Below are 23849 nucleotides of genomic sequence, written 5' to 3'. Positions count from 1 at the left end.
TCGTCAATGAATCATGCTTCCCGCTTCTCTTCGACCCGGCGCCAGCAGGGCAATACCCTGGTCGGCATCATCATCGGCCTGGTCATCGGCCTGGGCATCGCCGTGGTGGTCGCCCTGGTGATCACCAAGGGCGCCTCGCCCTTCACCGACAAGTCGGGCAAGGCCGGCAAATCGGCCGAACCGACGGCCGGCCAGATCGCCGACCCGAACAAGCCGATGTACGGCAACAAGGAAGCGGCCAAGGAAGCGGCGCGCGACTTCTCCAAGGAGCCGCGCGAGATCGTCACGCCGACGCAGCCAGCCGCACCGGCGCCGGCGCCAGCACCCGCGCAGCAGCCGAAGGCGCCGCCGCCGGACGCGCTGCAGGAATTGATCGGTACCTTGAAGGACAAGCCGGCGCCGAAAACGCCGGCGGCGGCACCCGCGCCGCAAGCCAAGGCCGACGTGAAAGCCGAAGCCAAGGCCGATGCAGCCAGCGACAAATGGATTTATTATCTGCAGGCCGGCGCCTTCCATGACATGTCGGACGCCGAAAGCACGCGCGGCAAACTGGCGCTGCTCGGCTTCGAAGCCGCCATCAGCGACCGCAGCACCGATGCCGGCGTGCTGCACCGCGTGCGCATCGGGCCGTTCAACCAGCTCGAAGCGATGAACCGCGCGCGTACCAAACTGTCTGAAAACGGCATCGATGTCGCCGTCGTCCGCAACCAAAAATAAGGAACCAGCATGCGTTTTCTGAAGAAAATCCTGTTCGCCGCCGCCCTGTGCAGCATCGCCCTGGGCGCGTCTGCCTCGCCTGCCGAGCCGAAGAACGGCGTCGAATACGAAACCCTGCCCGCGCCGCAGGCGACGGAATCGGGCAAGAAAATCGAAGTGACGGAATTCTTCGCCTATTACTGCCCGCACTGCAACGTGCTCGAACCGCAGCTGGCGGCCTGGGTCAAGAAACAGGGCGACAACATCGTCTTCAAGCGCGTGCACGTGTCGCGCGACGAGAGCGTGGCGCCGCAGCAGCGGCTGTTCTTCACCCTGCAAGCCATGGGCCTGGTCGACAAGCTGCATACCGGCGTCTTCCACGCCATGCACGTGGAGCGCAACCGCCTGAACACCGACGATGCCGTCTTCGACTTCGTCGCCAAGCAGGGAGTGGACCGCCAGAAATTCATCGACACCTACCGTTCGATGGGCGTTTCGGCCCGCGTGCGCCGTGCGGACGCCATGATGCAGGGCTATAACGTGACGTTCTGGCCCATGATCGCCATCGATGGCCGCTACATCACCTCGCCTTCGCAAGCCGACCAGGGCAGCAAGTCGGCCAAGAACGAAGAGCAGCTGAACGCCCAGGCGCTCACCGTGATGGACGTGCTGGTCGCGAAAGCCAAAGCGGAAAAGAAATAAGCATGGCCACTTTCCTGGCGCGCCCGGGCATCGCCTGATGCACAGCGTTTTCATCACGGGCGCGTCGAGCGGACTGGGTGCCGCCCTGGCGCTGCAGTACGCGCGCCAGGGCGCCCAACTGGGCTTGCTGGCCCGCCGCGGCGACGCGCTGCAGCACCTGATCGCTTCCCTGCCCCACCCTGAACGCCACCGTGCCTACGCCGTCGACGTGTGCGACCACGCGGCCCTGAAAGGCGCAGCACAGGACTTCATCGCCCATGCCGGCCGCATCGACGTCGTCATCGCCAGCGCCGGCGTGTCCTACGGCACCCTGAGCGAACACGCGGAAGACCTCGACGCCTTCGCGCGCCTCATCGCCATCAACGTCACGGCCACCGTCGCCACTTTCGCTCCCTTCATCGCCGCCATGAAAAGCCAGGGCAGCGGACGCCTGGTGGGCATCGGCAGCGTGGCCGGCATCCGCGGCCTGCCCGGTGCCGAAGCCTACAGCGCCTCGAAGGCGGCCGTCATCAGCTACTGCGAATCGCTGCGCCTGGAATTGAAACCGGCGGGCATCAAGGTCGTCACCATTACGCCCGGCTACATCGACACGCCGATGACGCGCCATAACGCCTACCGCATGCCCTTCCTGATGCCGGCCGAAAAATTCGCCGTGCGCGCCGCGCGCGCCATCGCCGACGGCGACAGCTACCGCGTGATCCCGTGGCAGATGGGCGTCGTCGCCAAGCTGCTGCGCGCGCTGCCCAATGCCGTCTACGACCGGGCCTTCGCCAACGCGCCGCACAAGGCGCGCAACTGAATCGACCAACATGACGAAGCACGCAGACTTGAACAGCGCGGCCATCGCCGCCCATTGCGCCACGGGCGCCTCCCACGTGGCCATCGAAGTGGTTGACGAAACGGGATCGACCAACGCCGACCTGCTGGCGCGCTGCGCCAGCCTGGCCGGCCCGACCCTGCGCATCGCCGGCCAGCAAACGGCTGGACGGGGGCGCGCCGGACGGCCGTGGGTGTCGCAGGCGGACGCCAGCCTGATGTTCTCGCTGGCCTGGCGCTTCAAGGGTCCGCTGCACCAACTGGTCGGCCTGCCGCTGGCCGTCGGCGTGGCACTGGCCGAAAGCATGACGGCGCTGGGCGTGCCGGTGCAACTGAAATGGCCGAACGACCTGCTCAAGGATGGCCACAAGCTGGCCGGCATCCTCGTCGAGACGCAGCAGGCGCAGGACGGGGGCGTGTGGGCCGTCATCGGCTGCGGCATCAATCTCTTGATGCCCGATGCGCTGGAGCGGCAGATCGGCCGCAGCGTCTCGGCCGTGCCCTGGCTGGCGCAGATGGAGCGCAATACCCTGGTGGCGGCCCTATTGAGCCGCCTGGCAGGCGTGCTGGCCGAATTCGACGACACGGGCTTCGCGCCGTTTGCGGAACGCTGGAACCTGCTGCACGCGTGGCAGGGCCAGCACGTGAAAATCCTTGACAACGGCCAGCTGCTGCAGCAAGGCGTGGCGGCCGGCGTGGATCAACTGGGCCGCCTGCTGCTGCGCACCGACGGCGGCCTGCAGGAAGTCATGTCCGGCGACGTGTCCTTGCGCCTGGCCGGGGAGTAAACGCATGCTGCTGCTGATCGACGCCGGCAATACGCGCATCAAATGGGCGCTCGTCGCTGCCGACAGTGCCGCCGGCGGCTGGCTGGCCAGCGGCGCCGTCGCGCATGCGCAGATCGACACCCTGGCCGCGCAGTGGGCGCCACTCGCCATCAATGAGGCGCTGCTGTCGAACGTGGCCGGCGCCGTCATCGGCACGCGCCTGCGCGCCATGCTGCCGGTAGCCCCCAGCGATTTTGCCTCGCTGCCGCAACTGGCGGGACTGACGAACGGCTACCGCGCGCCGTCGCAGCTGGGCTGCGACCGCTTTGCCGCCGCCATCGGCGCGCACGCACTGGCGCCTGGCCAGGCCGTCATCGTCGCCAATTGCGGCACCGCCACCACCATTGACGCCATCACGGCAGATGGCGTTTTCCTCGGCGGGATGATCTTGCCGGGACTGGGATTGATGGCCAGTTCGCTGGCGCGCAACACGGCGCAGCTGCCGCACATCGCCAGCGACGCCGCGCTGCCGGCCGGCTTTGCCGACAATACGGACGACGCCATCCTCTCCGGCTGCCTGGCGGCGCAGGCGGGCGCCATCGAACGGGCCGTGCGCATGCACGGCGCCAGCGCCTGCCTGCTGTCGGGCGGCGCCGCAGCGCGCATCGCACCGGCCCTGGCGCTGGCGGTGCCGCTGCATCTGGTCGATAATATCGTCATGATCGGCCTGCAGACGGCCGCGCGCGCCGGGGCGGCAGGAACACAAGGAAACCACGTATGCTGAAATTCGTCTTCTGGCTGCTGGCCGGCGTCAACCTGCTGGTGCTGGCCATCGGCCAGGGTTATCTGGGCAGTTTTCGCAGCGAGACGCGCGAACCGGCACGCCTGAAAAACCAGCTGCAGGCGGGCAAGCTCACCTTGCTGACGCAGGAGCAGGCCACGGCGCCCGCCGCGCCGCCGGCCGCCGAAGAAGCTGAGAAGCCGGCGGCGGTCGCGCCAGCGCCGCCGCCATCGTATGCCTGCACGGAAGTGGGCAATTTCCTGCTGGCTGACGGGCGCCGTTTCGAGGCGCAAGTGGCCGCGCTGGACCTGGGCGACCGCCAGTCGCGCCGCAACGTGGCCGGCCAGGACATTTCCAGCTACATGGTGTACATCCCGCCGCAAGGCAGCAAGGAAGGCGCCGACCGCAAGGCCGGCGAATTGAAGCAGCTGGGCGTGACGAATTACTTCATCATGAACGAAAGCAGCCCGCTACGCTGGGGCATTTCACTGGGCGTATTCAAGTCGGAAACGAGCGCGCAAAGCCAGCTGACATCGCTCAACAAGCAGGGCGTGCACAGCGCCCGCGTCGCGCCGCGCTACAGCGCCAGCAAGCAATTCGCCTACCAGTTCCGCGACCTCGACGCCGCCACGCGCGCTCGGCTGGAGAAGATCAAAACGCAGTTCCCGGAACAGGAACTGCGCAATTGCAAATAACTACCTTTGGATGACGATGGGCTTGATGCCCGTCGATTCCGGCAAATTCGCCGCCGCCCGTGCCGCTTCGGCGCGGCTGGCGAACGGTCCGCCGTACAGGCGGAACAGGTTACCGGCCTGCACCACGCCCAAAGTACCGAGCGCTGCCGCGTACGGCTCCAGGCGCGAACGGCCCGATTCCGCATTGTCGGCGCGCGTATAGGCGCCCAGCTGCAGATAGAAGCCGCTGGCCAGCGCCGCCGGAGCAGGCATCGCCACCGTCGCATCGACGGGCAGCATCTGCGACGACACTTCCGGCTGCACCACGGCGCCCGTTTCCACAGGCGTGTCGATGGAGATGGCCACGACCGACGGCACCGGCTTGGGCGCCGCGCGGGCCGCCAGGATGGCGTCGATATCGGCCGGCAGCAAGCGCTCGACGACCACCTGGTGGCTGCCCTTGCCGAGGAAGCCCAGTTTCAGCGCCGCCGTGTAGGACACGTCGATCACGCGCGTGGCGTGGAACGGGCCGCGGTCGTTGATGCGCACGATCACCTGCTCGCCGCTGTCGATGCTCGTCACGCGCGCATACGATGGAATCGGCAAGGTCGGATGGGCCGCCGTCATCTTGTACATATCGTAGATTTCGCCCGACGAGGTGCGCTGGCCATGGAATTTCTTGCCATACCAGGTGCCCGTGCCCGTCTGCTTGAATGGCTCGTTGTCCGTGATCGGCGTATACGTCTTGCCGAAGACGACATACGGACGGTTCGAGCGCGTCGAATACGGCTCGTTGCGCACTTCCGCGTCGGGCACGTCGCGCAGATTGGCCGGCGGATTATCGCCCGGGCCGTCGTCCTTGTAATAGCCGCCGCGCCCGGAGCCGGCCGCCGGCAATGCCGGCAAGGTAGGGTCCTGGCGCACGGGCACCTTGACCTTGCCGCCCGACGGCAGCGGCACATTGTTCGATGCAGGCTTGTGCGGCGCGGTGCCGCAGGCGGCCAAGGTCAGCAAGGCCGCAAGGCTCAGCCCGCGCATGGCGAAGGTATCGATAGGCGCCCGCATCAGGTCTGCACCAGCTTGCGGTGGCGCTGAATGCTCATCAGGATGCCGGTGGCCACGCCCAGGGTCAGCAGCGCGGTGCCGCCATAGCTGAGGAATGGCAGGGGGACGCCGACCACCGGCACGATGCCGCTGACCATGCCCATGTTGACAAACGCATACGTAAAGAAAATCATAGTTATCGCTCCTGCCAGCAGGCGAGTGAAAAAACTGGGGGCGTTGGCGGCGATCATCATCCCCCGTCCCACCAGCAGTAAATACATCAGCATCAGAATCAGATTACCCACCAGGCCGAACTCCTCCGAGTACACGGCGAAGATGAAATCGGTGGTTCGCTCCGGAACGAATTCCAGGTGGGCCTGCGTGCCGTGCGTCCAGCCCTTGCCCGTCATGCCGCCGGACCCGATGGCGATGATGGACTGGATGATATGGAAGCCCTTGCCCAGCGGGTCCTTGGTCGGGTCGATCAGCATCATCACGCGGTCGCGCTGGTAATCATGCAGGTGCGACCAGGCGATCGGCAGGCAGGAAACAAAGGTGATCAGCAAGCCGGCGAGCACCTTCCACGACAGGCCGGCCAAGAAGATGACGGTAAAGCCGGCCGCCACCACCAGCAGCGCCGTGCCCAGGTCGGGCTGGCGCGCGATCAGGTAGACCGGCACCAGCAGCAGCACGGCCGCCATCAGGAACGATTTCCAGCGCAGGGCGCCCGCATTGTGCTGAAAGAACCAGGCCAGCATCAGCGGCGTGGCGATCTTCAGGAATTCGGAAGGCTGGATGTCGATCACGCCGATATGCAGCCAGCGCCGCGCACCGAGCTTGATGGTGCCGAACAGCGCCACGGCCACCAGCAAGATCACCGACACCGTATACGCGGGCACGGCGATGCGCATCATCATCTGCGGCGTCACGTTGGCCGCCACCCACATGACGAAAAAGCACAGCAGGATGTTGCGCAAGTGGTCCTCGATCTTGCCGGGGATGCCGATGCTGGCCGAATACAGGGTCAGCAGGCTGGTGCACAGCAGCATCAGGATGATGATCATCAGCGGCGGATCGAACACCGCCAGATAGGGTTTGGCGCGCCGCCACAGCGAGCGCCTCTCGTTAATGGGCATGTGCTTCCTTATTGCCTGGCAGGCGGCGCCGGGGCGGCCTGCTCGTCGGTGATTTCTTCCAGGGTGCGCACTTCGTCGACATCTTCCTTGGGCACCTTGGTGGTGTCCTTTTCCTTGTCGCTCGGGCGCTTGCCCAGCAGGTAGTAGTCGAGCGCCTTGCGCGCGATCGGCGCGGCCACGCCGGCGCCGAAGCCCGCGTTTTCCACCACGATGGCGATCGCGATGCGCGGCTTGTCGGCCGGCGCGAAGGCCGTAAACAGGGCGTTGTCGCGCAGGCGTTCGGCCAGCAGCTTGGCATTGTACTTCTCGTTTTTCTTGATGCCCACCACCTGCGCCGTACCCGTCTTGCCGCCCACCGTGTACTGCACGCCGGTGAAGATGCGCGCGGCCGTGCCGCCCTGCTCGCTGGTCACGCCCACCATGGCGCGCTTGATGATGTCGATGTTTTCCTGCTTGAGCGCGATGCGGTAGCTTTCCTTCGGTACCGTCAGGGTGCGCGCGCGCGTGGCCGCGTCTTCGATGATCTTCACCAGATGCGGCTTCATCACCACGCCGTTATTGGCCAGGTTGGCCGTCGCGTGGGCGATCTGCAGCGGCGTATAGGAATTGTAGCCGGAGCCGTTACTCACCGAAATCGTGTCGCCGCCCACCCATTTTTTCTGCTGCGGCGTCTTGAAGCGGTTGCGCTTCCATTCCGTCGATGGCAGCACGCCCGTCTTTTCATTATTCAGGTCGATGCCCGTCAGCTGGCCGAAACCGAACGGCTTCATGAAGTCGTGGATGGCGTCGATGCCCATGTCGCGGCCCAGCTGGTAGTAATAGGTGTTGCACGAGACGACGATGGACTTGTGCATGTCCACCGTGCCATGGCCGCCCACCTTGTCGTCGCGGAAGGTATGGCCACCGAGGATAAAGAAGCCGGGATCGGAAATCGACTGGCTCGGCGTGCGCTTGCCCAGTTCCAGTGCGGCCAGCGCCATGAAGGGCTTGAAGGTCGAGCCGGGCGCGTAGGTGCCGGACAGGGGACGGTTGACCATCGGCCGGTCCAGCGAGGTATTGAGTTCGTTCCAGCTTTGCTGGTCGATGCCGTCAACGAACAGGTTCGGGTCGTAGCCTGGCTTGGAGACGTAGGCGAGGATGTCGCCCGTGGCCGGATCGATCGCCACGGCCGCGCCGCGCCATTCGCCGAACGCTTCCTCGACCACCTTCTGCAGTTCGATGTCGATCGACAGGATCAGGTTGTTGCCCGGAGTGGCCGCCGTGCGCGACAGGGTCCGCATGGCGCGCCCGCCGGCCGAGACTTCCACTTCTTCGTAGCCGGTGGTGCCATGCAGCTGCTTTTCGTAGCTCTTTTCCAGGCCTTCCTTGCCGATATGGTCGGTGCCGTTGTAGTTGGCAGCGTCCTCGCCCTCTTCCAGCGCCTTGGCCTCATTGCGGTTGATGCGGCCGATGAAGCCCACCACGTGCGAGGCGACTTCGCCCATCGGATACTGGCGGAACAGGCGCGCCTGCACTTCCACGCCGGGGAAGCGGAAACGCTGCGCCGTGAAGCGCGCCACTTCCTCGTCCGTCAGGCGCGTGCGCAGCGGCACGCTGACGAAGTTCTTCGATTCTTCCAGCAGCTTCTTGAAGCGGCGGCGGTCCTTGATGTCGATCTGCACCAGGGTCGACAGCTCATCGATCACCGAATCGAGGCTGGCGCTCAATTTCGATGGCGTGATTTCCAGCGTGTAGGCCGAGTAATTGCGCGCCAGGACCACGCCGTTGCGGTCGAGGATCAGGCCGCGCGTGGGCACGATGGGCACCACGGCGATGCGGTTGTCTTCGGCCTTGGTCGCGTAGTCCTCGTGCTTGATCACCTGCAGCCAGATGAAGCGCGCCAGCAGCAGCGAAAAGCAGACGAAGACGAGCGCGCCCAGGATGGTCAGGCGCATGCGGAAAAAATGCAGTTCGCGCTCGGTATTTTTCAGTTCGGTCATGGCAGGCGCCCGTCAGATCGGCCGGTTATGGTCGCGGTCCACGGCGCGGCGCTGCGGCGCCAGCAGGATCCACGTCACGAAAGGCCACAGGGCGACGGCGACGAAGCTCTCGATGAAGTTGAGCCAGCCGGGGAAACGGCCCGAGACGATCAGCCGCGTCAGCAATTGCAACGCCTGCGTCAGCAGCAGCAGCGGCAGCACGTGCAGCGCCTGCGTCAGGATGGGGAACCACAGCACGCGGCGGTGCATCATGATGGCGAAATACGACAACAAGGTGTAGGCCAGCGCATTCTCGCCCAGCAGGGTCGAATCGTGCACGTCCATCATCAGGCCCATGAAGAACGCCACGCCGATGCCGACCTTGCGCGGCTGGTGGATGCCCCAGAAGACCAGCACCAGGGCGACGAAATCGGGCACGCCGACGAACTGCCCCCATGGCAGCAGGTTCAGCAGAAAAGCGCAGAGCAGGGAAAAACCGATGAACAGGGGGCTGACCGGCAGCAGGATGTAATGCGGGCGGTTCATCGTGTCGCTTCCTTCGGTGGCACGGCGGCAGGTGTTGGTACAGGTACTGCCGGCGCGGCCGGTTTCGGCGCGGGGCTTGCGGGCGGTTTCGCGGCCGGCGCGGTCGCGGCGGCAGCCGCAGGCTCCTTGGCCGGATCCTTGATCGGCGCCATCTTGCCGGCGATCTTGCGGCCCGTCTTGACATCTTCGGCCGGCGGGCGCGGCGGGATATCGGGCGACGTCATCAGGATGAGCAGCTGGGTGTTGCGTTCGATGCCAGCCAGCGGCTGGCACACGACGCGGCCGAACGGGCCATGCGCATTGCGCTCGACCAGGGTCACGCGCGCCACGGCCAGGCCGGCCGGGTAGAGGCCGTCGAGGCCCGAGGTAATGACGATGTCGCCGATCTGGATGTCGGCGCTGGGGGCCGTGAAGCGCAGTTCCATGGTGCCGGACTTGCCGCGCCCGATGGCCACGCTGCGCACGCCATTGCGCAGCAGCTGCACGGGAATGGCCTGCTCTTCATCGGTCAAGAGGGTTACTTCGGAGGTGAACGGGAACACGCGCGTGACCTGCCCCACCACGCCGAGGTTGTCGATCACGGGGCGGCCCAGTTCCACGCCATTCTGGATGCCCCGGTCCAGCACGATCTTGCGCGTGGCCGAATCGCGCGTGTCATACAGCACCTCGGCCATCATGGTCTTGACGGGCACGCGCTCGCGCGCCTCCATCAATTTGCGCAAGTGGTTGTTTTCAACGATATTGAGCTGTGCCTGCTGCATGATCTGCGCCGAGGCGATCTGTTCGTGCTTCAGGTCGCGCACCTGTTTTTCCAAGACGGACAGCGAAGAAAAGTAATTACCGACGCCCAGCGCCACGTCGCGCGGCACCAAGGCCGCCATTTGCACCGGATACAGCACGGTGCCGACGGCCTGACGTACGGCCGTCAGCGCGTGCATGCGCGAATCGACCAGCAGCAGGGCGATAGAAATGCCGGCGAACACCATCATCTTGACGCGGGCGGAGGCGCCTTGTTTGAAAAGTGGCGGAGGACTGTATTCCATGACTTCCAATAATCAGGCCAGGCGCAGTGCGCCAACGTGCAGGCCCCGGTCAGACGCCGGCGCCAAAACCAAAAAAAGGCCGGAGTGGTTTCCGGCCCTTCTGTCAGATTATTCGTAGGAGAAGATCGAGCCGAGCTTGTCCATACGTTCCAGTGCCATCCCGGAACCGCGCACCACGCAGGTGAGCGGGTCCTCGGCCACCAGCACCGGCAGGCCGGTTTCCTCCATCAGCAGGCGGTCCAGGTCGCGCAGCAGCGCGCCGCCGCCCGTCAGCATCATGCCTTTTTCAGCGATGTCGGCGCCCAGTTCCGGCGGCGTCTGTTCCAGCGCGTTCTTCACGGCCGAGACGATGTTGTTCAGCGGGTCGGTCAGCGCTTCGAGGATCTCGTTGCTGGAAATGGTGAACGAACGGGGGATGCCTTCGGACAGGTTGCGGCCCTTGACTTCCATTTCCTTCACTTCCGAGCCCGGGAAAGCCGAACCGATGGCCTTCTTGATGGCTTCGGCCGTCTGTTCGCCGATCAGCATGCCGTAGTTGCGGCGGATGTAGTTGACGATGGCTTCATCGAACTTGTCGCCGCCCACGCGCACGGAACCCTTGTAGACCATGCCGCCCAGCGAGATGATGCCCACTTCCGTCGTGCCGCCGCCGATGTCGACCACCATCGAGCCCGTTGCTTCCGACACGGGCAAGCCCGCGCCGATGGCCGCTGCCATCGGTTCTTCGATCAGGTACACCTGCGAGGCGCCGGCGCCCAGGGCCGATTCGCGGATCGCGCGGCGTTCGACCTGGGTCGAACCGCACGGCACGCAAATGATGATGCGCGGCGATGGACGGAAGAATTTCGAGTCGTGCACCATGCGGATGAATTGCTTGAGCATCTGCTCGGTCACGGTGAAGTCGGCGATCACGCCATCTTTCATCGGACGAATCGCTTCGATATTGCCCGGCACCTTGCCCAGCATCTGCTTGGCTTCCTTGCCGACTGCCTGAATGGTCTTCTTGCCATTCGGACCGCCTTCCTGGCGGATGGCGACGACGGATGGCTCGTCCAGGACGATACCGAGGCCGCGTACATAAATAAGGGTGTTGGCCGTGCCCAAGTCAATGGCCAGATCGGTGGAGATATACCTGCGTAAAAAACCAAACATGAGTGTCCTGTAGCGCATCGAGCTGCGCAAAAGCTGTTTATGGGGAGTTTCAAAGCGGGCGCTTTCAGGCACCCTGAAAATCCATGAAGGCGATTTTTCCGGGTTTCGCTTGGCGCTTGCGCAATCTTTTCTATGCTGCGGCAGCGGTCCATCAGCGCCGGCAACGCATTAACCCGCCATTCTACCTTATAATTTGAATGCGATTTGCTCAAAAACCATGGAAAAGTGCGACTCTTGCAGCCGCGAGTTACGCGGCATTCCTCGATTTTTGTGAGCAAAATAGCAGTAAATACCCGCGTTTTATCAAAACGCCAACTTAATACTAATGCGCGGCACTCCGCGCCATTCGCCATGTCCCTGACACTCTCCGACGTAAAACGCATCGCCCACCTGGCCCAACTTGAAATGGCCGACGACCAGGCCGTCACGTCTTTGGCCCAATTGAACAAGATTTTCGCACTGGCGGAACAAATGCAAGCCGTCAATACCGATGGCGTGGCGCCCCTGAGCCACCCGCTGGCCGCCCACATGGACAATATCGCCCTGCGCCTGCGCGAAGACGTCGCCACGGAACAGAATCGCCGCGACGCCTACCAGGCCGTGGCACCGAAGGTACAGGATGGACTCTATCTCGTTCCCAAGGTTATCGAATAAACACGCCGTTGCGCCGCTCCCGCCTTCTTGCCGAATATCACAATAGAAACGCCATGCATACAAAATCCATCAAACAGCTGTCCACGCTTTTGCAGAACAAGGAAATTTCCGCCGTTGCACTGGCGACGCATTTCCTCGACCGCATCGAAGCGGACAACTCGAACGCCTTCCTGCACGTCGACCGTGCCCTGACCCTGGCGCAAGCTGCCGAAGCGGATGCCCGCATTGCCGCTGGCACGGCCACGCCATTGACGGGTGTGCCGATCGCCCACAAGGACCTGTTCGTCACGAAAGGCTGGCGCACGACGGCCGGCTCGAAAATGCTGGCCAACTACGCCAGCCCGTTTGACGCCACCGTGGTGGAAAAATTCCAGGCGGCCGGCATGGTCACCCTGGGCAAGGTCAATTGCGATGAATTCGCCATGGGTTCCGGCAATGAGAACTCGTCCTTCGGCGCCGTGCAGAACCCGTGGGACAAGACGGCCGTGCCGGGCGGCTCCTCGGGCGGCTCGGCCGCCGCCGTCGCGGCCGGCCTGGCGCCAGCGGCCACCGGCACCGATACGGGCGGCTCGATCCGCCAGCCAGCCGCTTTTTGCGGCATCACCGGCATCAAGCCGACGTATGGCCGCGTCTCGCGCTTCGGCATGATCGCCTTTGCCTCGTCGCTGGACCAGGGCGGCCCGATGGCCCGCTCGGCCGAAGACTGCGCCCTGCTGCTCACCGCCATGGCCGGCTTCGACGAACGCGACTCGACCAGCTTGTCCCCTGAACAGGGCGGCGTGGCCGAAGATTTTTCGCGCAGTCTCGATGCCCCCCTCACGGGCTTGCGCATCGGCGTGCCGCGCGAGTACTTCGGCGAGGGCCTGGCCAAGGACGTGGAAGCGGCCGTGCGCGGCGCGCTGGCGCAGTATGAAAAGCTGGGCGCCACCCTGGTCGACATCTCGCTGCCGAACACGGCCCTGTCGATTCCCGCCTATTACATGATCGCCCCGGCAGAAGCGTCGTCGAACCTGTCGCGCTACGACGGCGTGCGCTACGGCCACCGCGCCGCCGAGTACAAGGACTTGCAGGACATGTACAAGAAGTCGCGCGCCCAGGGCTTCGGCCCGGAAGTGCAGCGCCGCATCATGGTCGGCACCTATGTGCTGTGCCACGGCTACTACGACGCCTACTACCTGAAGGCGCAAAAGATCCGCCGCCTGATCGCGCAGGACTTCGACGCCGTGCTGAATGGCCCGAACGCCGTCTGCGACGTCATCATGGGACCGGTCGCGCCGACCGTCGCCTGGGACCTGGGCGACAAGACGGACGACCCGGTGGCAAATTACCTGGCCGACATCTACACCCTGTCGACCAGCCTGGCCGGCCTGCCCGGCATGTCGATTCCCTGCGGTTTCGGCGCAGGAGACAAGAATGGCAAGCGCCCCGTCGGCCTGCAAATCATCGGCAATTATTTCGGCGAAGCGAAGCTGCTGAACGTGGCCCACCAGTTCCAGCAAGTGACGGACTGGCATACGCGCAGCCCTGCCGGCATTTAAGAAAAAAATTCGCGCCGCCCAGGCGGCGCCACCAAAAAATAAGCGAGAACACTATGCAATGGGAAATCGTCATCGGTCTTGAGAACCACGTGCAGCTCACGACCGAATCCAAAATTTTCAGCGGTTCGCCGATCAAGTACGGCGCCGAAGCCAACACGCAGGCGAGCCCCGTCGACCTGGCGCTGCCGGGCGTGCTGCCGGTGATGAACAAGCAAGCCGTCGACCGCGCGATCCGCTTCGGCCTGGCCGTGGGCGCCACCGTCGCGCCGCACTCGGTCTTCGCCCGTAAAAACTATTTTTATCCCGATTCGCCCAAGGGCTACCAGATCAGCCAGTTCGAAGACCCCGTCGTCATCGGCGGCGCCTTGACCTTCGGCTACGAAAAGGACGGCGAATTCGTCACCAAGACGGTGAACCTGACGCGCGCCCACCTGGAAGAAGACGCGGGCAAATCCCTGCATGAAGACTACGCGGGCATGAGCGGCATCGACTTGAACCGCGCCGGCACGCCGCTGCTGGAAATCGTCTCGGAGCCGGAAATCCGCAGCGCCGCCGAAGCCGTGGCCTACGCCAAGGCCCTGCACTCGCTGGTCATGTGGCTGGGCGTTTGCGACGGCAACATGCAGGAAGGCTCATTCCGCTGCGACGTCAACGTCTCCGTGCGCCCCGTCGGCCAGAAGGAATTCGGCACGCGCTGCGAGATCAAGAACCTGAACTCCTTCCGCTTCATCGAGGAAGCCGTGCACGTCGAAGTGCGCCGCCAGATCGAACTGATCGAAGACGGCGGCAAGGTCGTGCAAGCGACGCGCCTGTACGATCCGGACCGCAAGGAAACGCGCGAAATGCGCAGCAAGGAAGACGCCCAGGATTACCGCTATTTCCCGGACCCGGACCTGCCGCCGCTGGTCATCTCGCAAGCGTGGATCGACACCGTCAAGGCCTCGATGCCGGAACTGCCGGCTGCCATGCGTGCCCGCTTCATCAGCGAATACGCTCTGCCGGACTACGATGCGCTGGTGCTGACGCAATCGAAAGCCATGGCGATCTACTTCGTCGCCGTGGTCGAGAAGGCCGGCAAGGAAAACGCCAAGGCCGCCGCCAATTGGCTGATGGGCGACGTATCGTCGACCCTGAACCGCGAAGGCGTGGACCTGGACGACGCCCCCGTCTCCGCCGCGCAGCTGGCCGCCATGCTCAAGCGCATCGCCGACGGCACGATCTCGAACAAGGCGGCAAAGGAAGTCTTCGCCGGCATGTGGGAAGCGAAATCGAACGACGAGCACCTGGTTGACGCCATCATCGACGCCAAGGGCCTGAAGCAGATCTCGGATTCGGGCGCACTGGAAGCCATCGTCGATGAAGTGCTGGCGGCCAACGCCAAATCGGTGGAGCAGTACCGCGCCGGCAAGGAAGCGGCCATCAATGCGCTGATCGGCCAGGCCATGAAGGCCTCCAAGGGCAAGGCCAACCCGGCCCAGCTGACGGAATTGCTGAAGGCTAAGCTGGCGGGCTGACTCTCCTCTTCCCCCCAAAAAAGACGCTGCGGCGTCTTTTTTTCCGCCTGTCAGATCTCCTCATAAACAAGCTTGTCTACTTTTTATGGCACGCCTGACAGGCGTTTATACGCCACTGAAAATTAAAGTATACATTTTTGTCTACAAGGTTTAATCTAGCCCTATTGAATTTCAGGCAAGAGGAAAACCGCATGGCCAAGACGCCCGACACCCCGAAACCGACGGCAGCCGAACTCGATCTGCTGCAGGCACTGTGGCCGCTGGGCGCCGCCACGGCCAAGCAGGTGCACGAGGCGATGGCGCTGGCCAAGCCGGCCATCACCTACGGCACCGTGCTGCGCCTGATGCAGATCATGCACGGCAAGGGCTTGCTAATCCGCGACGAAAGCCAGCGTTCGCACGTGTATGCGCCGGCCCAGGCCCAGGACAGCCTGCAGACGAACCTGCTCAAGGAATTGATGCAGAAAGCCTTTGCCGGCTCGGCCAAGGCGCTGGTGCTGGCGGCGCTGCGCACGGGCGTGTCGCGCGCCGAACGCGAGGAAATCGAAAAAATGCTCAAGGACGATCAGTCATGAGCGGCTTCGTGCCGGCGCTGGGCTGGACCCTGCTGCACTTCCTGTGGCAGGGCATCCTGATCGGCTGCGCCACGGCGCTGGCGCGGGCCGCCCTGCGCAATGCGCGTCCCGAGGCGCGCTATGCCGTCGGTTGCGGCGCCCTGCTAGCCTGCCTGGCATGGCCTGCGGCGGGCTTGTATCTGCGCCTGGCCGGCGGCGACGCCACGGGCGCCCAGTACTCCGGCGCCTTGCTGCCGGCCGCCCTGCTGGCGCCCGACAGCCTGCCCGACCTGGACCTGCTGCTGCGCGCCGTCGTCGGCGTGTGGGCCCTGTGTGCCGCCGTGCTGGCCGTGCGCATGGCGCTGGGCATGCTGTGGATAGAGCGCAGCGCCAGGAACACGGGCGCCGCGCATGGACAACTGCAGACAAGGCTGTCGCGCATGGCGCACGATGCCGGCGTGGCGCGGCCCGTGCGGCTGCGCGTGCTCGACAACATCGCCAGTCCGCTCACGGCCGGCATCTGGCGACCCATGGTGCTGGTGCCCGCGGCGCTGCTCACCGGCATGCCGCCGCACCTGCTCGATGCGCTGCTGGCGCATGAACTGGCGCACATCCGGCGCCACGATTATCTGATCAACCTGCTGCAAAACGCCATCGAGGCGCTGCTGTTCTTCCACCCTGCCGTCTGGTGGATTTCACGCGGCGTGCGCCTCGAACGCGAACACATTGCAGATGATTTCGCAGCAAGACAACTGGGCGAACCGCGGCGTCTGGCTCTTGCACTCTCGGAACTGGAACGTCTCCAGTTCTCAACCCACCACCTGGCCCAGGCGGCCAACGGAGGAGATCTTATGTCACGTATCAAACGATTGCTGCGCCCCGCACCGCAAACCCTGAACTGGAAGGCAGCCGTGCCGCTGCTGGCATTGGCCGGTGCCTGCCTCGGCATCTACGGCCAGGCCGTCGCCGCCGACAGCGCACCCGTGCTGGAGCGCCGCCCCGTCATCGACTTTGGCGTCTGCGGCAAACCGGTCTATCCGGCCGCCTCGCTGCAGGCGAAGGAAGAGGGTACGGTCACCATGTCCTTCGACGTGAATGCCACTGGCAAGGTATTGGACTCGAGCGTGGTCAAGAGCAGCGGCCATCCGGCCCTCGACGAGGCGGCGCGCAGCGGCATTGCCAAATGCACGTTCAAGCCGGCCCTCGCCGGCGGCAAGCCGGTCGGCGCCAGCGTCAAGGTGCAATACGTCTGGAGCCTGCACTAAGGCATTTGCGGCGGCACATCGTGGCAGCATTGCTGCAGCGGTGCCGCCGCCCGCTTGCGGGTATGATCATGGATTCTTCCACGCACCTGTGAATCTGCCATGAACAAGATCAAAACCGGCCTGGTCGGCTACGGCTTTGCCGGCTCCACCTTCCACGCTCCCGTCCTGTCCACCATCGATGCCCTGGAATTGACGGCCGTCGCCTCCAGCAAGCCCGAGCTCGTGCACAAGGATTGGCCGCACGCGACCGTGTATGCGGAGCCCGCGCAACTGTTTGCCGATCCGTCCATCGAGCTGGTCGTCATCGCCGCGCCCAACGAGGCGCATTTCAGCCTGGCGCAGGCGGCCCTGCAAGCGGGCAAGCACGTCGTGGTCGACAAGCCCTTCACCATTTCCAGCACCGAGGCGCAGAGCCTGATCGCACTGGCGAAAGAGCGCCAGCTGGTGCTCAGCGTGTATCACAACCGGCGCTGGGATGGCGACTTCCTCACCATCAAGGCGCTGCTGGCGCAGGGCACCTTGGGACGCATCGCCAGCGTCGAATCGCATTTCGACCGTTTCCGCCCCGAGATCCGCCAGCGCTGGCGCGAATCCGGCGCACCGGGCGGCGGCTTGCTGTACGACCTGGGCCCGCACATGCTGGACCAGGCCATGCAGCTGTTCGGCAAGCCGGAAAAACTGTATGCCGATATCGTCCTGCAGCGCGATGGCGCGCAAGCCGTCGACTACATGCACATCGTTTTGTACTACGACCGCCTGCGCGTGGTGCTGCAAGCGGGTTGTCTGGTGAAGGCGCCGACGGCGCGCTTCGCCGTGCATGGCGACAAGGGCAGTTTCGTGAAATTCGGCCTCGACCCGCAGGAAGACGCCCTGAAGGCGGGCGGCAGGCCGGGCCAGTCCGGCTGGGGCGTCGATCCCGTGCGCGGCGCGCTGCACCTGGGCACGCAGCCGGACGGCCATTGCGAACACCTCGAAATGCAGGCGGGCCGCTACCAGGATTTTTACCAGGGCATGGCCGACGCCATCCGCCACGGCGCACCGGCGCCCGTGGCGGCCGAGGATGGGGCCGCGACGATACGCCTGATCGAACTGGCGCTGCAAAGCGCCGCCGAAGGGCGCGTGCTCGCGGTCAGTTGATGACGAAGGCCAGCACCACGGCGCCCAGCGCCAGCAAGGCCAGGCCGCAGATGAACAACAGCTCGCCCCACGATTCGTAGCGCAAGCGCGACTGGCCGGGGCGCAGCGACATGAACGAGAGCACGGCGCTGACGAGAAAGACGATGGCATCGACGGCGAGCAGCTTGTCGATGGCCACGCGCACCTCGCCGCGCGGCGCCAGATGCCCGATCGACAGCACCGTCATGCACACGCCGACCATCGTCGCCGACGTCGGCAGGATATGCGCCGACAAGCCCCGCGCCGACAAGTCCCGGTCGGGCGCCTTGCCGTCGCCAGGCATCAGGGCCGGCCCTGGTTCGTTCCCGCTGGCCAGACCAGCTCCACGCGCGCGGAACTGCCTGCCTTGATCTGCACCTTGCGCTCCAGCGACTTGCCGGCCAGGGTGGCGCGCAGGCTGTAGCTGCCCGGCGCCAGTTTCGCCAGCAGGAACGGTCCGCTGGCCGTCGTGTCCAGCACCGGATTACCCTTGGCATCGCGTATTTCCAGCTTCACGTCGGAGGCAAATTCCGCCTTGCCCGCTGCCTGCACGGAAAACACCAGGCTCAAAGGCCAATGCCGGCTGGCGCTCTTGATGGCCGTCGACTCATCGAGGCCGATGCCGCCGCTCAGGTACTCCACCGCCCCGTTCTTCTGCACGGGCGGCAGTGCGCCGTCGGTTTGCGCCTGCGCCGCACTTCCCAGCAACAGCCCGGCGGCCAGCATCGCCGCCGCCAGGCCCAGGGTACCGCGTCTGTTTAATGCCATCTCACTCTCCTCATGTCGGTTGAATCAAGATAGGAAGCGCAGCTTAGGCCAGTCTTAGAAGGTTAGCGCCGGCGCATGGCGTCGGCGATCTTCTGGTCCGTCTTGTACTGGCTCAGCGCATACACTGCCCAGATCGTGGCCGGCAGCCAGCCGATCACGGTGATTTGCAGGATCAGGCAAATGATGCCGGCGATCGGGCGGCCGATCGTGAAAAAGGTCAGCCATGGGAGTAACAGGGCAATCAGCAAGCGCATCGTTCGTTCCTTGAGTATTCCCCTGTGCCGCGGGGACCGGGCCGGCATGCGCCGGCGGTAAATTCAGTTAATCCGATTATAACGATACCCGGCCCTCACACCTGCACGGGTGCCAGCAGTTTTTCCATCCAGGCCTGAATGGCGGCAAAGATCGCCTCGCGGTTCACCTCATTGAAATTCTCGTGATAATTGGCCGGATAAAAATGATAGTCGAGCAAGCCATCGGGCACGCTGCGCAGCAGGCTTTCCGTGGCCCGGCTGTCGGCCAGCTTGTCGTCGCCCGCCACCACGGCGAACAGGGGGAAACGCCAATCCGACAAGCCGCCCGCCAGCGCCTTTTGCGCCGACGTCAGCGCATGGGCAAACCGCACCGACGCCGCACTGGCGCGGATGCCGTCGCGCTCGTCCTGGAAATGGCGCTCGGTGATGGTTTGATCGTGCGTGAGCAGCATGGTCAAGTTGCCCAATGGCACTTTCATCGTCGGGAAGCGCTGCGCCAGCCAGCCGGACAGCATCTGCAGCACCTTCGGCACGGGAATCGCATTCACGTAATACGGCGATGAAATCACAAACCCCTTGATGGCCGGGTCGCCAGCAAAGCGCCGCAGCCCCAGGTGCGTGGCAATCAATCCGCCCATGGAATGGCCCATGACGAAAATCGGCAAGCCCGGGTAGGCCTGCTTGACCCAGGCGAGGAACAGCTCTTCGTCGTCGAGGAAGGCATCGAACGAGGGGATATCCACCTTGCGCTTGCCATCGTGGCCCACCATGTCGAAGCTGACGGTGGCGATGCCATGCTGGCGGAAGTACAACGCCGGCGTGACGTAGTCGCCCGCATGCGCCATGCCGCCGTGGATCGCCAGAATCACGGCGCGGGGATGCTCCGGCTGCCAGATGTGGATGGGCCGCTCGACCTGGTCGCTGCACAGCAGGCTGGCCATCTTGTCTTCTGAAAAACGCATCGCTGCTCCTGTCATGCCCTGTCACGCCTTCAGATGATCGATCAACTGACGCGCATACAGGGGTAATTCACTGAACTGGCGCACGCAGATCGTCAGATTGCGTACCGACCAGGGATCGGATAATTCCAGGCAGCGCAGCGCCATCGTCTGCTGGCAGCGGCTGGCCGCCGCCAGCGGCACCACGCTGATGCCCACGCCGCTGGCCACCATGCGGCACACGGCATCGAAGCTGCGCAGGCGCACGCGCACCTTCAAGGGGCGCCCCAGGCGTGCCGCATGCATGCCCAGGTACTGCTGCATCGCGCTGTCGTCGGCCAGGCCGATGAAATCGTGATCCAGCACGCTGGCAAAGTCGACGACGCCATCCTGTCCGAGCGCGCGGTGATGCACGCCGTCGGCCGCGGCGATGACGACCAGCCGGTCGGGGCGGAACAGAAACGTCTGCAGGCCGCGCATGTCGACCGAGTCGGACACGATGCCCATGTCGGCCAGCCCTTCCGAGACGGCCTTGACGATATCGTAACTGAGGCGCTCTTCCAGGTCGATGGTCAGGTTCGGGTGGCGGTCGAGAAAAGCGCCTAGCGCCTCGGGCAAAAATTCGCTGAGCGCGGCCGTATTGCACAGCAGCCGCAACTGCCCTTTCAAGCCACGCGCAAATTCGCCGAGTTCCCCGCGCATTTTCTCCATTTGCAGCAATACCAGGCGCGCGTGATGCAGCAGGGTCTGGCCCACGGGCGTCGGCTCCACGCCGCGCCGCCCGCGCAGCAGCAAGGGCATGCCCAGCATCTCTTCCATGCCGCGCACGCGCGCACTGCTGGAGGCCAATGCGAGATGGCTGCGCGCGGCGCCCGCCGTCAGGCTGCCCGCCTCCACCACGTTGACAAACAGCTGCAAGTCGACCAGATCAAAGCGCATGGCGCCCTCCTTTATGCCATCTTACCAGCCTTCGTATTCTACTGAGGCTGACTCAAAATAATCCACCTTGGCGAAACCGCCCAGCGCGCGCAGAATCCACGCAATTCACTGCGGAATAGAAAAAATGGAGACGTCATTCCTGCTGGCCGTCGGCGCCAGCTTCCTCGTCGCTGGCTTCGTCAAGGGCGTAGTCGGATTGGGTCTGCCGACGGTGGCCATGGGCACGCTCAGCCTCGTCATGCCGCCCGTGCAGGCGGCGGCCCTGTTGATCGTGCCGTCGATGGTCACGAATATCTGGCAACTGGCGGCCGGCCCCGGGCTGCGCGCCCTGCTGCGGCGCCTGTGGCCCATGCTGGCGGCCGTCATGGCCGGTACCTTGGCGGGCGGCGCGCTGCTGCCGGCCGACAGCGGCGCCTGGGCCGTCGTCGCGCTGGGCGTGGCGCTGATGCTGTATGCGCTGGCGGGCCTGTTCTCGCTGCAGCTGCGCGTGCCGGCGCGGCAGGAAGCGTGGCTGGGGCCATTGGCGGGCGCGGCGACGGGACTGGTGACGGCCGCCACGGGCGTATTCGTGATCCCCGCCGTGCCGTATCTGCAGGGACTGGGGCTGGCGCGCGATGCGCTGGTGCAGGCGCTGGGCCTGGCCTTTACGGCATCAACGGTGGCGCTGGCGGCCAGCCTGGCCCTGCACGGCGACTTCAGCCTCGGCGCGGCCGGCGCATCCGCGTATGCGCTGCTGCCGGCGCTGGCCGGCATGCTGGCCGGTCAATGGCTGCGCGGGCGCATCGCGCAGCAGGCATTCAAACGGTGTTTTTTTGCCGGGCTGTTCGCCCTGGGCCTGCATGCGGCGGTCAAACCATGGCTGGCGTGATCCAAGTAACGGCTTCGGGCGAGCATGCGCTGTCGGCCTGCATCGACGGGCAGCAGGTGGCCATGCTCGATTTCAGTCCCTGCGGCGCGCAAGCCACGCTCAACATGCTGTTCGTGAAACCGCCATTTCGCCATCGTGGCGTGGCAAGGGCATTGATGCGTGAAATCCAGCGGCGCTATGCCCAGGTGCACTGGGTCAACCGAGGCCGAGAATGGACGCGACCGACAGTTCGAGTTGTTCGACCAGTTCCGGCTGCATGAATTGATACTCGTCAGGAATATCGAGCACATGGATGGTCTTGTGCTCGAGCAGACGGCCAAACTGCGCGCGCAGGCGCGACTTGTGCTTCTCTTCCATCACGAAAATCACCTCGCACCAGGCCAGGTCATTCGCATTGACGGGATGGCGCGCGTTCGTGCTGGTGCCGCCCGAACGCACGGACAGGTCGGGATGGCTGCGCCATACCCGCTCCGCCGTGGGACTGCGCCACTGGTTGCGACTGCAAACGAACAGGACGTTCAAGCGCGCCTGAACCTCAGATGCCGTAGCGCGTGCGGTACGCGGAAACAGCCTCTTTATATTTCAGCAGTTCCGGATCGGCGCCCGCGCCGTTCAGGTAGCCGAACAAGTCGTCCAGGTTGCCGATCGAGATGACGGGGATGCCATACTGTTTCGACACTTCCTGCACCGCCGAACTTGGCGATAGCTGGCCGTCTGGGCCGGAACGCTCCATGCGGTCCAGGGCGATCAGCACGGCGCATGGTTCGGCGCCGGCGGCGCGGATCATGTCCACCGATTCGCGCACCGAGGTGCCGGCCGAGATCACATCGTCAATGATGACAACTTTGCCATGCAGCTTGGCGCCGACGATGGTGCCGCCTTCGCCGTGATCCTTGGCTTCCTTGCGGTTGAAGGCGAACGAGGTGTTACGGCCCTTGCCGGCCAGCGCCACGGCGGTGGCCGACGCCAGGGTGATGCCCTTGTAGGCGGGGCCGAACAGCATGTCGAACTCCACGCCCGAGTCGAGCAGGGTCTGCGCGTAGAACTGCGCCAGCTCGGCCAGGGTGGCGCCGTCATGGAACAGGCCCGCATTGAAGAAGTACGGCGATGATCGCCCGGCCTTGGTGGTGAACTCGCCAAACCGCAAGACTCCCTTGGATACTGAAAACGCGATAAACTGCTGGCGTAAATTATTCACATTAGCCTCATTTTTTAAAAGTGCCTGTATTTTAATCCGCGCGCAGCGGCGAGACAATCGCCATGCCGCGCCCGCCGGCCCCGTCCAGCGCCCTTTTCATTCTCACTCTATGCCAAAAATTATCTCCGCCAACCTGAACGGCATCCGTTCCGCCGCCAAAAAAGGCTTTTTCAACTGGATGGGCACGCAGACGGCCGATTTCATCTGCGTGCAGGAATTGAAGGCGCAGCTGCCCGACATGACGCCGGAATTCCTCAACCCGCACGGCTACCATGGCCATTTCCACTATGCCGAGAAAAAGGGTTACTCCGGCACGGGCGTGTACAGCAAGGTGGAACCGGACGCCGTGCATATCGGCTTCGGCAGCCCCGAATTCGACGCCGAAGGCCGCTACGTGCGCTGTGATTTTGGCAACCTGTCCGTCATTTCCGTGTACTGCCCCTCCGGCTCGTCCGGCCCGGAACGCCAGGAAGCCAAGTTCCGCTTCATGGAACTGTTCCTGCCGCACCTGCTGGAATTGAAGGCGCTGGGCCGCGAAGTGGTCATCTGCGGCGACTGGAACATCGCCCACCACGAAATCGACCTGAAAAACTGGAAGGGCAACAAGAAGAATTCCGGCTTCCTGCCGGAAGAACGCGCTTGGCTGACGCGCGTCTTCGACGAAGTGGGCTTTGTCGACGTGCACCGTGGCCTGGACAAGCGCGAAGACCAGTACACCTGGTGGAGCAACCGCGGACAAGCCTACGCGAAGAACGTGGGCTGGCGCATCGATTACCACGTCGCCACGCCAGGCATCGCGGCCCAGGCGCATACGGTCAGCGTCTACAAGGACGAGCGGTTTTCCGACCATGCGCCCCTGATCATCGATTACACCGTCAAGGCATAAGCA

General features: G+C 64.5%; 28 protein-coding genes. 15 read left to right on the top strand and 13 right to left on the bottom strand.

Annotation, left to right across the window (positions count from 1 at the left end):
- The first annotated feature begins 6 nt into the window (after positions 1-6).
- From AC1RJW_RS25020 to AC1RJW_RS24995, 6 genes are read left to right on the top strand one after another with little or no spacing between them, the layout of a single operon-like run.
- Positions 7-717: an SPOR domain-containing protein gene (locus AC1RJW_RS25020; protein ID WP_493047337.1), complete on the top strand. Its 711-nt coding sequence runs from the start codon at positions 7-9 to the stop codon at positions 715-717.
- A gap of 9 nt (positions 718-726) precedes the next feature.
- Complete coding sequence (locus AC1RJW_RS25015) at positions 727-1398, top strand: thiol:disulfide interchange protein DsbA/DsbL (protein WP_230506386.1); 672 nt, start codon at positions 727-729, stop codon at positions 1396-1398.
- A 37-nt stretch (positions 1399-1435) separates the two neighbouring features.
- The gene (locus AC1RJW_RS25010; protein ID WP_493047336.1) at positions 1436-2197 is read left to right on the top strand and encodes an SDR family oxidoreductase; all 762 of its coding nucleotides are present in this window, start codon (positions 1436-1438) and stop codon (positions 2195-2197) included.
- 10 nt (positions 2198-2207) lie between these two features.
- Entirely contained in the window at positions 2208-3002 is a 795-nt protein-coding gene (locus AC1RJW_RS25005; RefSeq protein WP_493047335.1) for a biotin--[acetyl-CoA-carboxylase] ligase, read from the top strand.
- A gap of 4 nt (positions 3003-3006) precedes the next feature.
- Positions 3007-3765 carry a type III pantothenate kinase gene (locus tag AC1RJW_RS25000; RefSeq protein ID WP_493047334.1) on the top strand — a complete coding sequence of 253 codons (759 nt, stop codon included), beginning with the start codon at positions 3007-3009 and terminating at the stop codon, positions 3763-3765.
- Complete coding sequence (locus AC1RJW_RS24995) at positions 3759-4457, top strand: SPOR domain-containing protein (protein WP_493047333.1); 699 nt, start codon at positions 3759-3761, stop codon at positions 4455-4457. Before AC1RJW_RS25000 ends, AC1RJW_RS24995 begins: the two co-directional genes overlap by 7 nt.
- On the opposite strand, the gene AC1RJW_RS24990 is transcribed toward AC1RJW_RS24995, so the two are convergent.
- The 6 genes from AC1RJW_RS24990 to AC1RJW_RS24965 all read right to left on the bottom strand — a co-directional run bounded on the left by AC1RJW_RS24990 (position 4458) and on the right by AC1RJW_RS24965 (position 11315).
- The gene (locus AC1RJW_RS24990) at positions 4458-5501 is read right to left on the bottom strand and encodes a septal ring lytic transglycosylase RlpA family protein (protein ID WP_493047332.1); all 1044 of its coding nucleotides are present in this window, start codon (positions 5499-5501) and stop codon (positions 4458-4460) included. It abuts the gene before it with no gap.
- A complete protein-coding gene (gene rodA / locus AC1RJW_RS24985) occupies positions 5501-6616 on the bottom strand; it encodes a rod shape-determining protein RodA (protein ID WP_230541617.1) in 1116 nt (371 codons plus the stop codon). Before rodA ends, AC1RJW_RS24990 begins: the two co-directional genes overlap by 1 nt.
- A gap of 8 nt (positions 6617-6624) precedes the next feature.
- A complete protein-coding gene (gene mrdA / locus AC1RJW_RS24980) occupies positions 6625-8595 on the bottom strand; it encodes a penicillin-binding protein 2 (protein ID WP_493047331.1) in 1971 nt (656 codons plus the stop codon).
- Positions 8596-8607: 12 nt separating this feature from the next.
- Positions 8608-9120: a rod shape-determining protein MreD gene (gene mreD / locus AC1RJW_RS24975; protein ID WP_035824494.1), complete on the bottom strand. Its 513-nt coding sequence runs from the start codon at positions 9118-9120 to the stop codon at positions 8608-8610.
- Positions 9117-10163, bottom strand: coding sequence for a rod shape-determining protein MreC (mreC, locus tag AC1RJW_RS24970; RefSeq protein WP_493047330.1), 1047 nt, complete (start codon positions 10161-10163; stop codon positions 9117-9119). The genes mreD and mreC overlap by 4 nt, the downstream gene beginning before the upstream one ends.
- A 108-nt stretch (positions 10164-10271) precedes the next feature.
- Positions 10272-11315 (bottom strand): rod shape-determining protein, encoded by a 1044-nt coding sequence (locus tag AC1RJW_RS24965; protein WP_010393186.1) that lies wholly within the window; start codon positions 11313-11315, stop codon positions 10272-10274.
- A 351-nt stretch (positions 11316-11666) separates the two neighbouring features.
- Here AC1RJW_RS24965 and gatC point away from each other — a divergent pair, with 351 nt between their 5' ends.
- The 6 genes from gatC (at position 11667) to AC1RJW_RS24935 (ending at position 17977) form a co-directional block, all read left to right on the top strand.
- Positions 11667-11969, top strand: a complete 303-nt coding sequence (gatC, locus tag AC1RJW_RS24960) for an Asp-tRNA(Asn)/Glu-tRNA(Gln) amidotransferase subunit GatC (protein ID WP_070222787.1) — start codon at positions 11667-11669, stop codon at positions 11967-11969.
- 53 nt (positions 11970-12022) lie between these two features.
- Complete coding sequence (gatA, locus tag AC1RJW_RS24955; protein ID WP_493047329.1) at positions 12023-13507, top strand: Asp-tRNA(Asn)/Glu-tRNA(Gln) amidotransferase subunit GatA; 1485 nt, start codon at positions 12023-12025, stop codon at positions 13505-13507.
- Positions 13508-13545: 38 nt separating this feature from the next.
- The gene (gene gatB / locus AC1RJW_RS24950; protein WP_493047496.1) at positions 13546-15021 is read left to right on the top strand and encodes an Asp-tRNA(Asn)/Glu-tRNA(Gln) amidotransferase subunit GatB; all 1476 of its coding nucleotides are present in this window, start codon (positions 13546-13548) and stop codon (positions 15019-15021) included.
- Positions 15022-15212: 191 nt separating this feature from the next.
- Positions 15213-15596, top strand: coding sequence for a BlaI/MecI/CopY family transcriptional regulator (locus AC1RJW_RS24945; RefSeq protein ID WP_493047328.1), 384 nt, complete (start codon positions 15213-15215; stop codon positions 15594-15596).
- Entirely contained in the window at positions 15593-16840 is a 1248-nt protein-coding gene (locus AC1RJW_RS24940) for a TonB family protein (RefSeq protein WP_493047327.1), read from the top strand. Before AC1RJW_RS24945 ends, AC1RJW_RS24940 begins: the two co-directional genes overlap by 4 nt.
- Positions 16841-16939: 99 nt before the next feature.
- Positions 16940-17977, top strand: coding sequence for an oxidoreductase (locus AC1RJW_RS24935; RefSeq protein WP_493047326.1), 1038 nt, complete (start codon positions 16940-16942; stop codon positions 17975-17977).
- On the opposite strand, the gene AC1RJW_RS24930 is transcribed toward AC1RJW_RS24935, so the two are convergent.
- The 5 genes from AC1RJW_RS24930 to AC1RJW_RS24910 all read right to left on the bottom strand — a co-directional run bounded on the left by AC1RJW_RS24930 (position 17970) and on the right by AC1RJW_RS24910 (position 20894).
- Positions 17970-18299 carry a hypothetical protein gene (locus tag AC1RJW_RS24930; RefSeq protein WP_493047325.1) on the bottom strand — a complete coding sequence of 110 codons (330 nt, stop codon included), beginning with the start codon at positions 18297-18299 and terminating at the stop codon, positions 17970-17972. The two genes, AC1RJW_RS24935 and AC1RJW_RS24930, sit on opposite strands and share 8 nt — an antisense overlap.
- On the bottom strand, positions 18299-18763 hold the full coding sequence (locus AC1RJW_RS24925; RefSeq protein WP_493047324.1) for a carboxypeptidase regulatory-like domain-containing protein: 465 nt from the start codon (positions 18761-18763) through the stop codon (positions 18299-18301). The genes AC1RJW_RS24930 and AC1RJW_RS24925 overlap by 1 nt, the downstream gene beginning before the upstream one ends.
- Before the next feature lie 62 nt (positions 18764-18825).
- Complete coding sequence (locus tag AC1RJW_RS24920) at positions 18826-19017, bottom strand: YqaE/Pmp3 family membrane protein (protein WP_326458128.1); 192 nt, start codon at positions 19015-19017, stop codon at positions 18826-18828.
- A 95-nt stretch (positions 19018-19112) separates the two neighbouring features.
- Complete coding sequence (locus tag AC1RJW_RS24915) at positions 19113-19979, bottom strand: alpha/beta fold hydrolase (RefSeq protein WP_493047323.1); 867 nt, start codon at positions 19977-19979, stop codon at positions 19113-19115.
- A 21-nt stretch (positions 19980-20000) separates the two neighbouring features.
- Positions 20001-20894 (bottom strand): LysR family transcriptional regulator, encoded by an 894-nt coding sequence (locus AC1RJW_RS24910; RefSeq protein ID WP_034749390.1) that lies wholly within the window; start codon positions 20892-20894, stop codon positions 20001-20003.
- Positions 20895-21018: 124 nt separating this feature from the next.
- On the opposite strand from AC1RJW_RS24910, the gene AC1RJW_RS24905 reads away from it, so the two are divergent.
- Together AC1RJW_RS24905 and AC1RJW_RS24900 are read left to right on the top strand one after the other, a co-directional pair.
- The gene (locus AC1RJW_RS24905; RefSeq protein ID WP_493047322.1) at positions 21019-21762 is read left to right on the top strand and encodes a sulfite exporter TauE/SafE family protein; all 744 of its coding nucleotides are present in this window, start codon (positions 21019-21021) and stop codon (positions 21760-21762) included.
- Positions 21660-22022, top strand: a complete 363-nt coding sequence (locus AC1RJW_RS24900; protein WP_493047321.1) for a GNAT family N-acetyltransferase — start codon at positions 21660-21662, stop codon at positions 22020-22022. Before AC1RJW_RS24905 ends, AC1RJW_RS24900 begins: the two co-directional genes overlap by 103 nt.
- Here AC1RJW_RS24900 and AC1RJW_RS24895 read toward each other — a convergent pair.
- Together AC1RJW_RS24895 and pyrE are read right to left on the bottom strand one after the other, a co-directional pair.
- The gene (locus AC1RJW_RS24895) at positions 21958-22284 is read right to left on the bottom strand and encodes a low molecular weight protein tyrosine phosphatase family protein (RefSeq protein ID WP_493047320.1); all 327 of its coding nucleotides are present in this window, start codon (positions 22282-22284) and stop codon (positions 21958-21960) included. The genes AC1RJW_RS24900 and AC1RJW_RS24895 overlap by 65 nt on opposite strands.
- 13 nt (positions 22285-22297) lie before the next feature.
- Positions 22298-22960, bottom strand: a complete 663-nt coding sequence (gene pyrE, locus AC1RJW_RS24890; protein ID WP_436579598.1) for an orotate phosphoribosyltransferase — start codon at positions 22958-22960, stop codon at positions 22298-22300.
- A 109-nt stretch (positions 22961-23069) separates the two neighbouring features.
- Between pyrE and AC1RJW_RS24885 the strand changes: the two genes are divergently transcribed.
- Positions 23070-23846, top strand: coding sequence for an exodeoxyribonuclease III (locus tag AC1RJW_RS24885; protein WP_076568255.1), 777 nt, complete (start codon positions 23070-23072; stop codon positions 23844-23846).
- Positions 23847-23849 lie beyond the last annotated feature (3 nt).

This window comes from Janthinobacterium sp. GW822-FHT07A03, assembly GCF_058798815.1.
The sequence above is the reverse complement of the archived record's forward strand: the minus strand, read 5'-3'. Positions and strand labels throughout refer to the sequence as shown.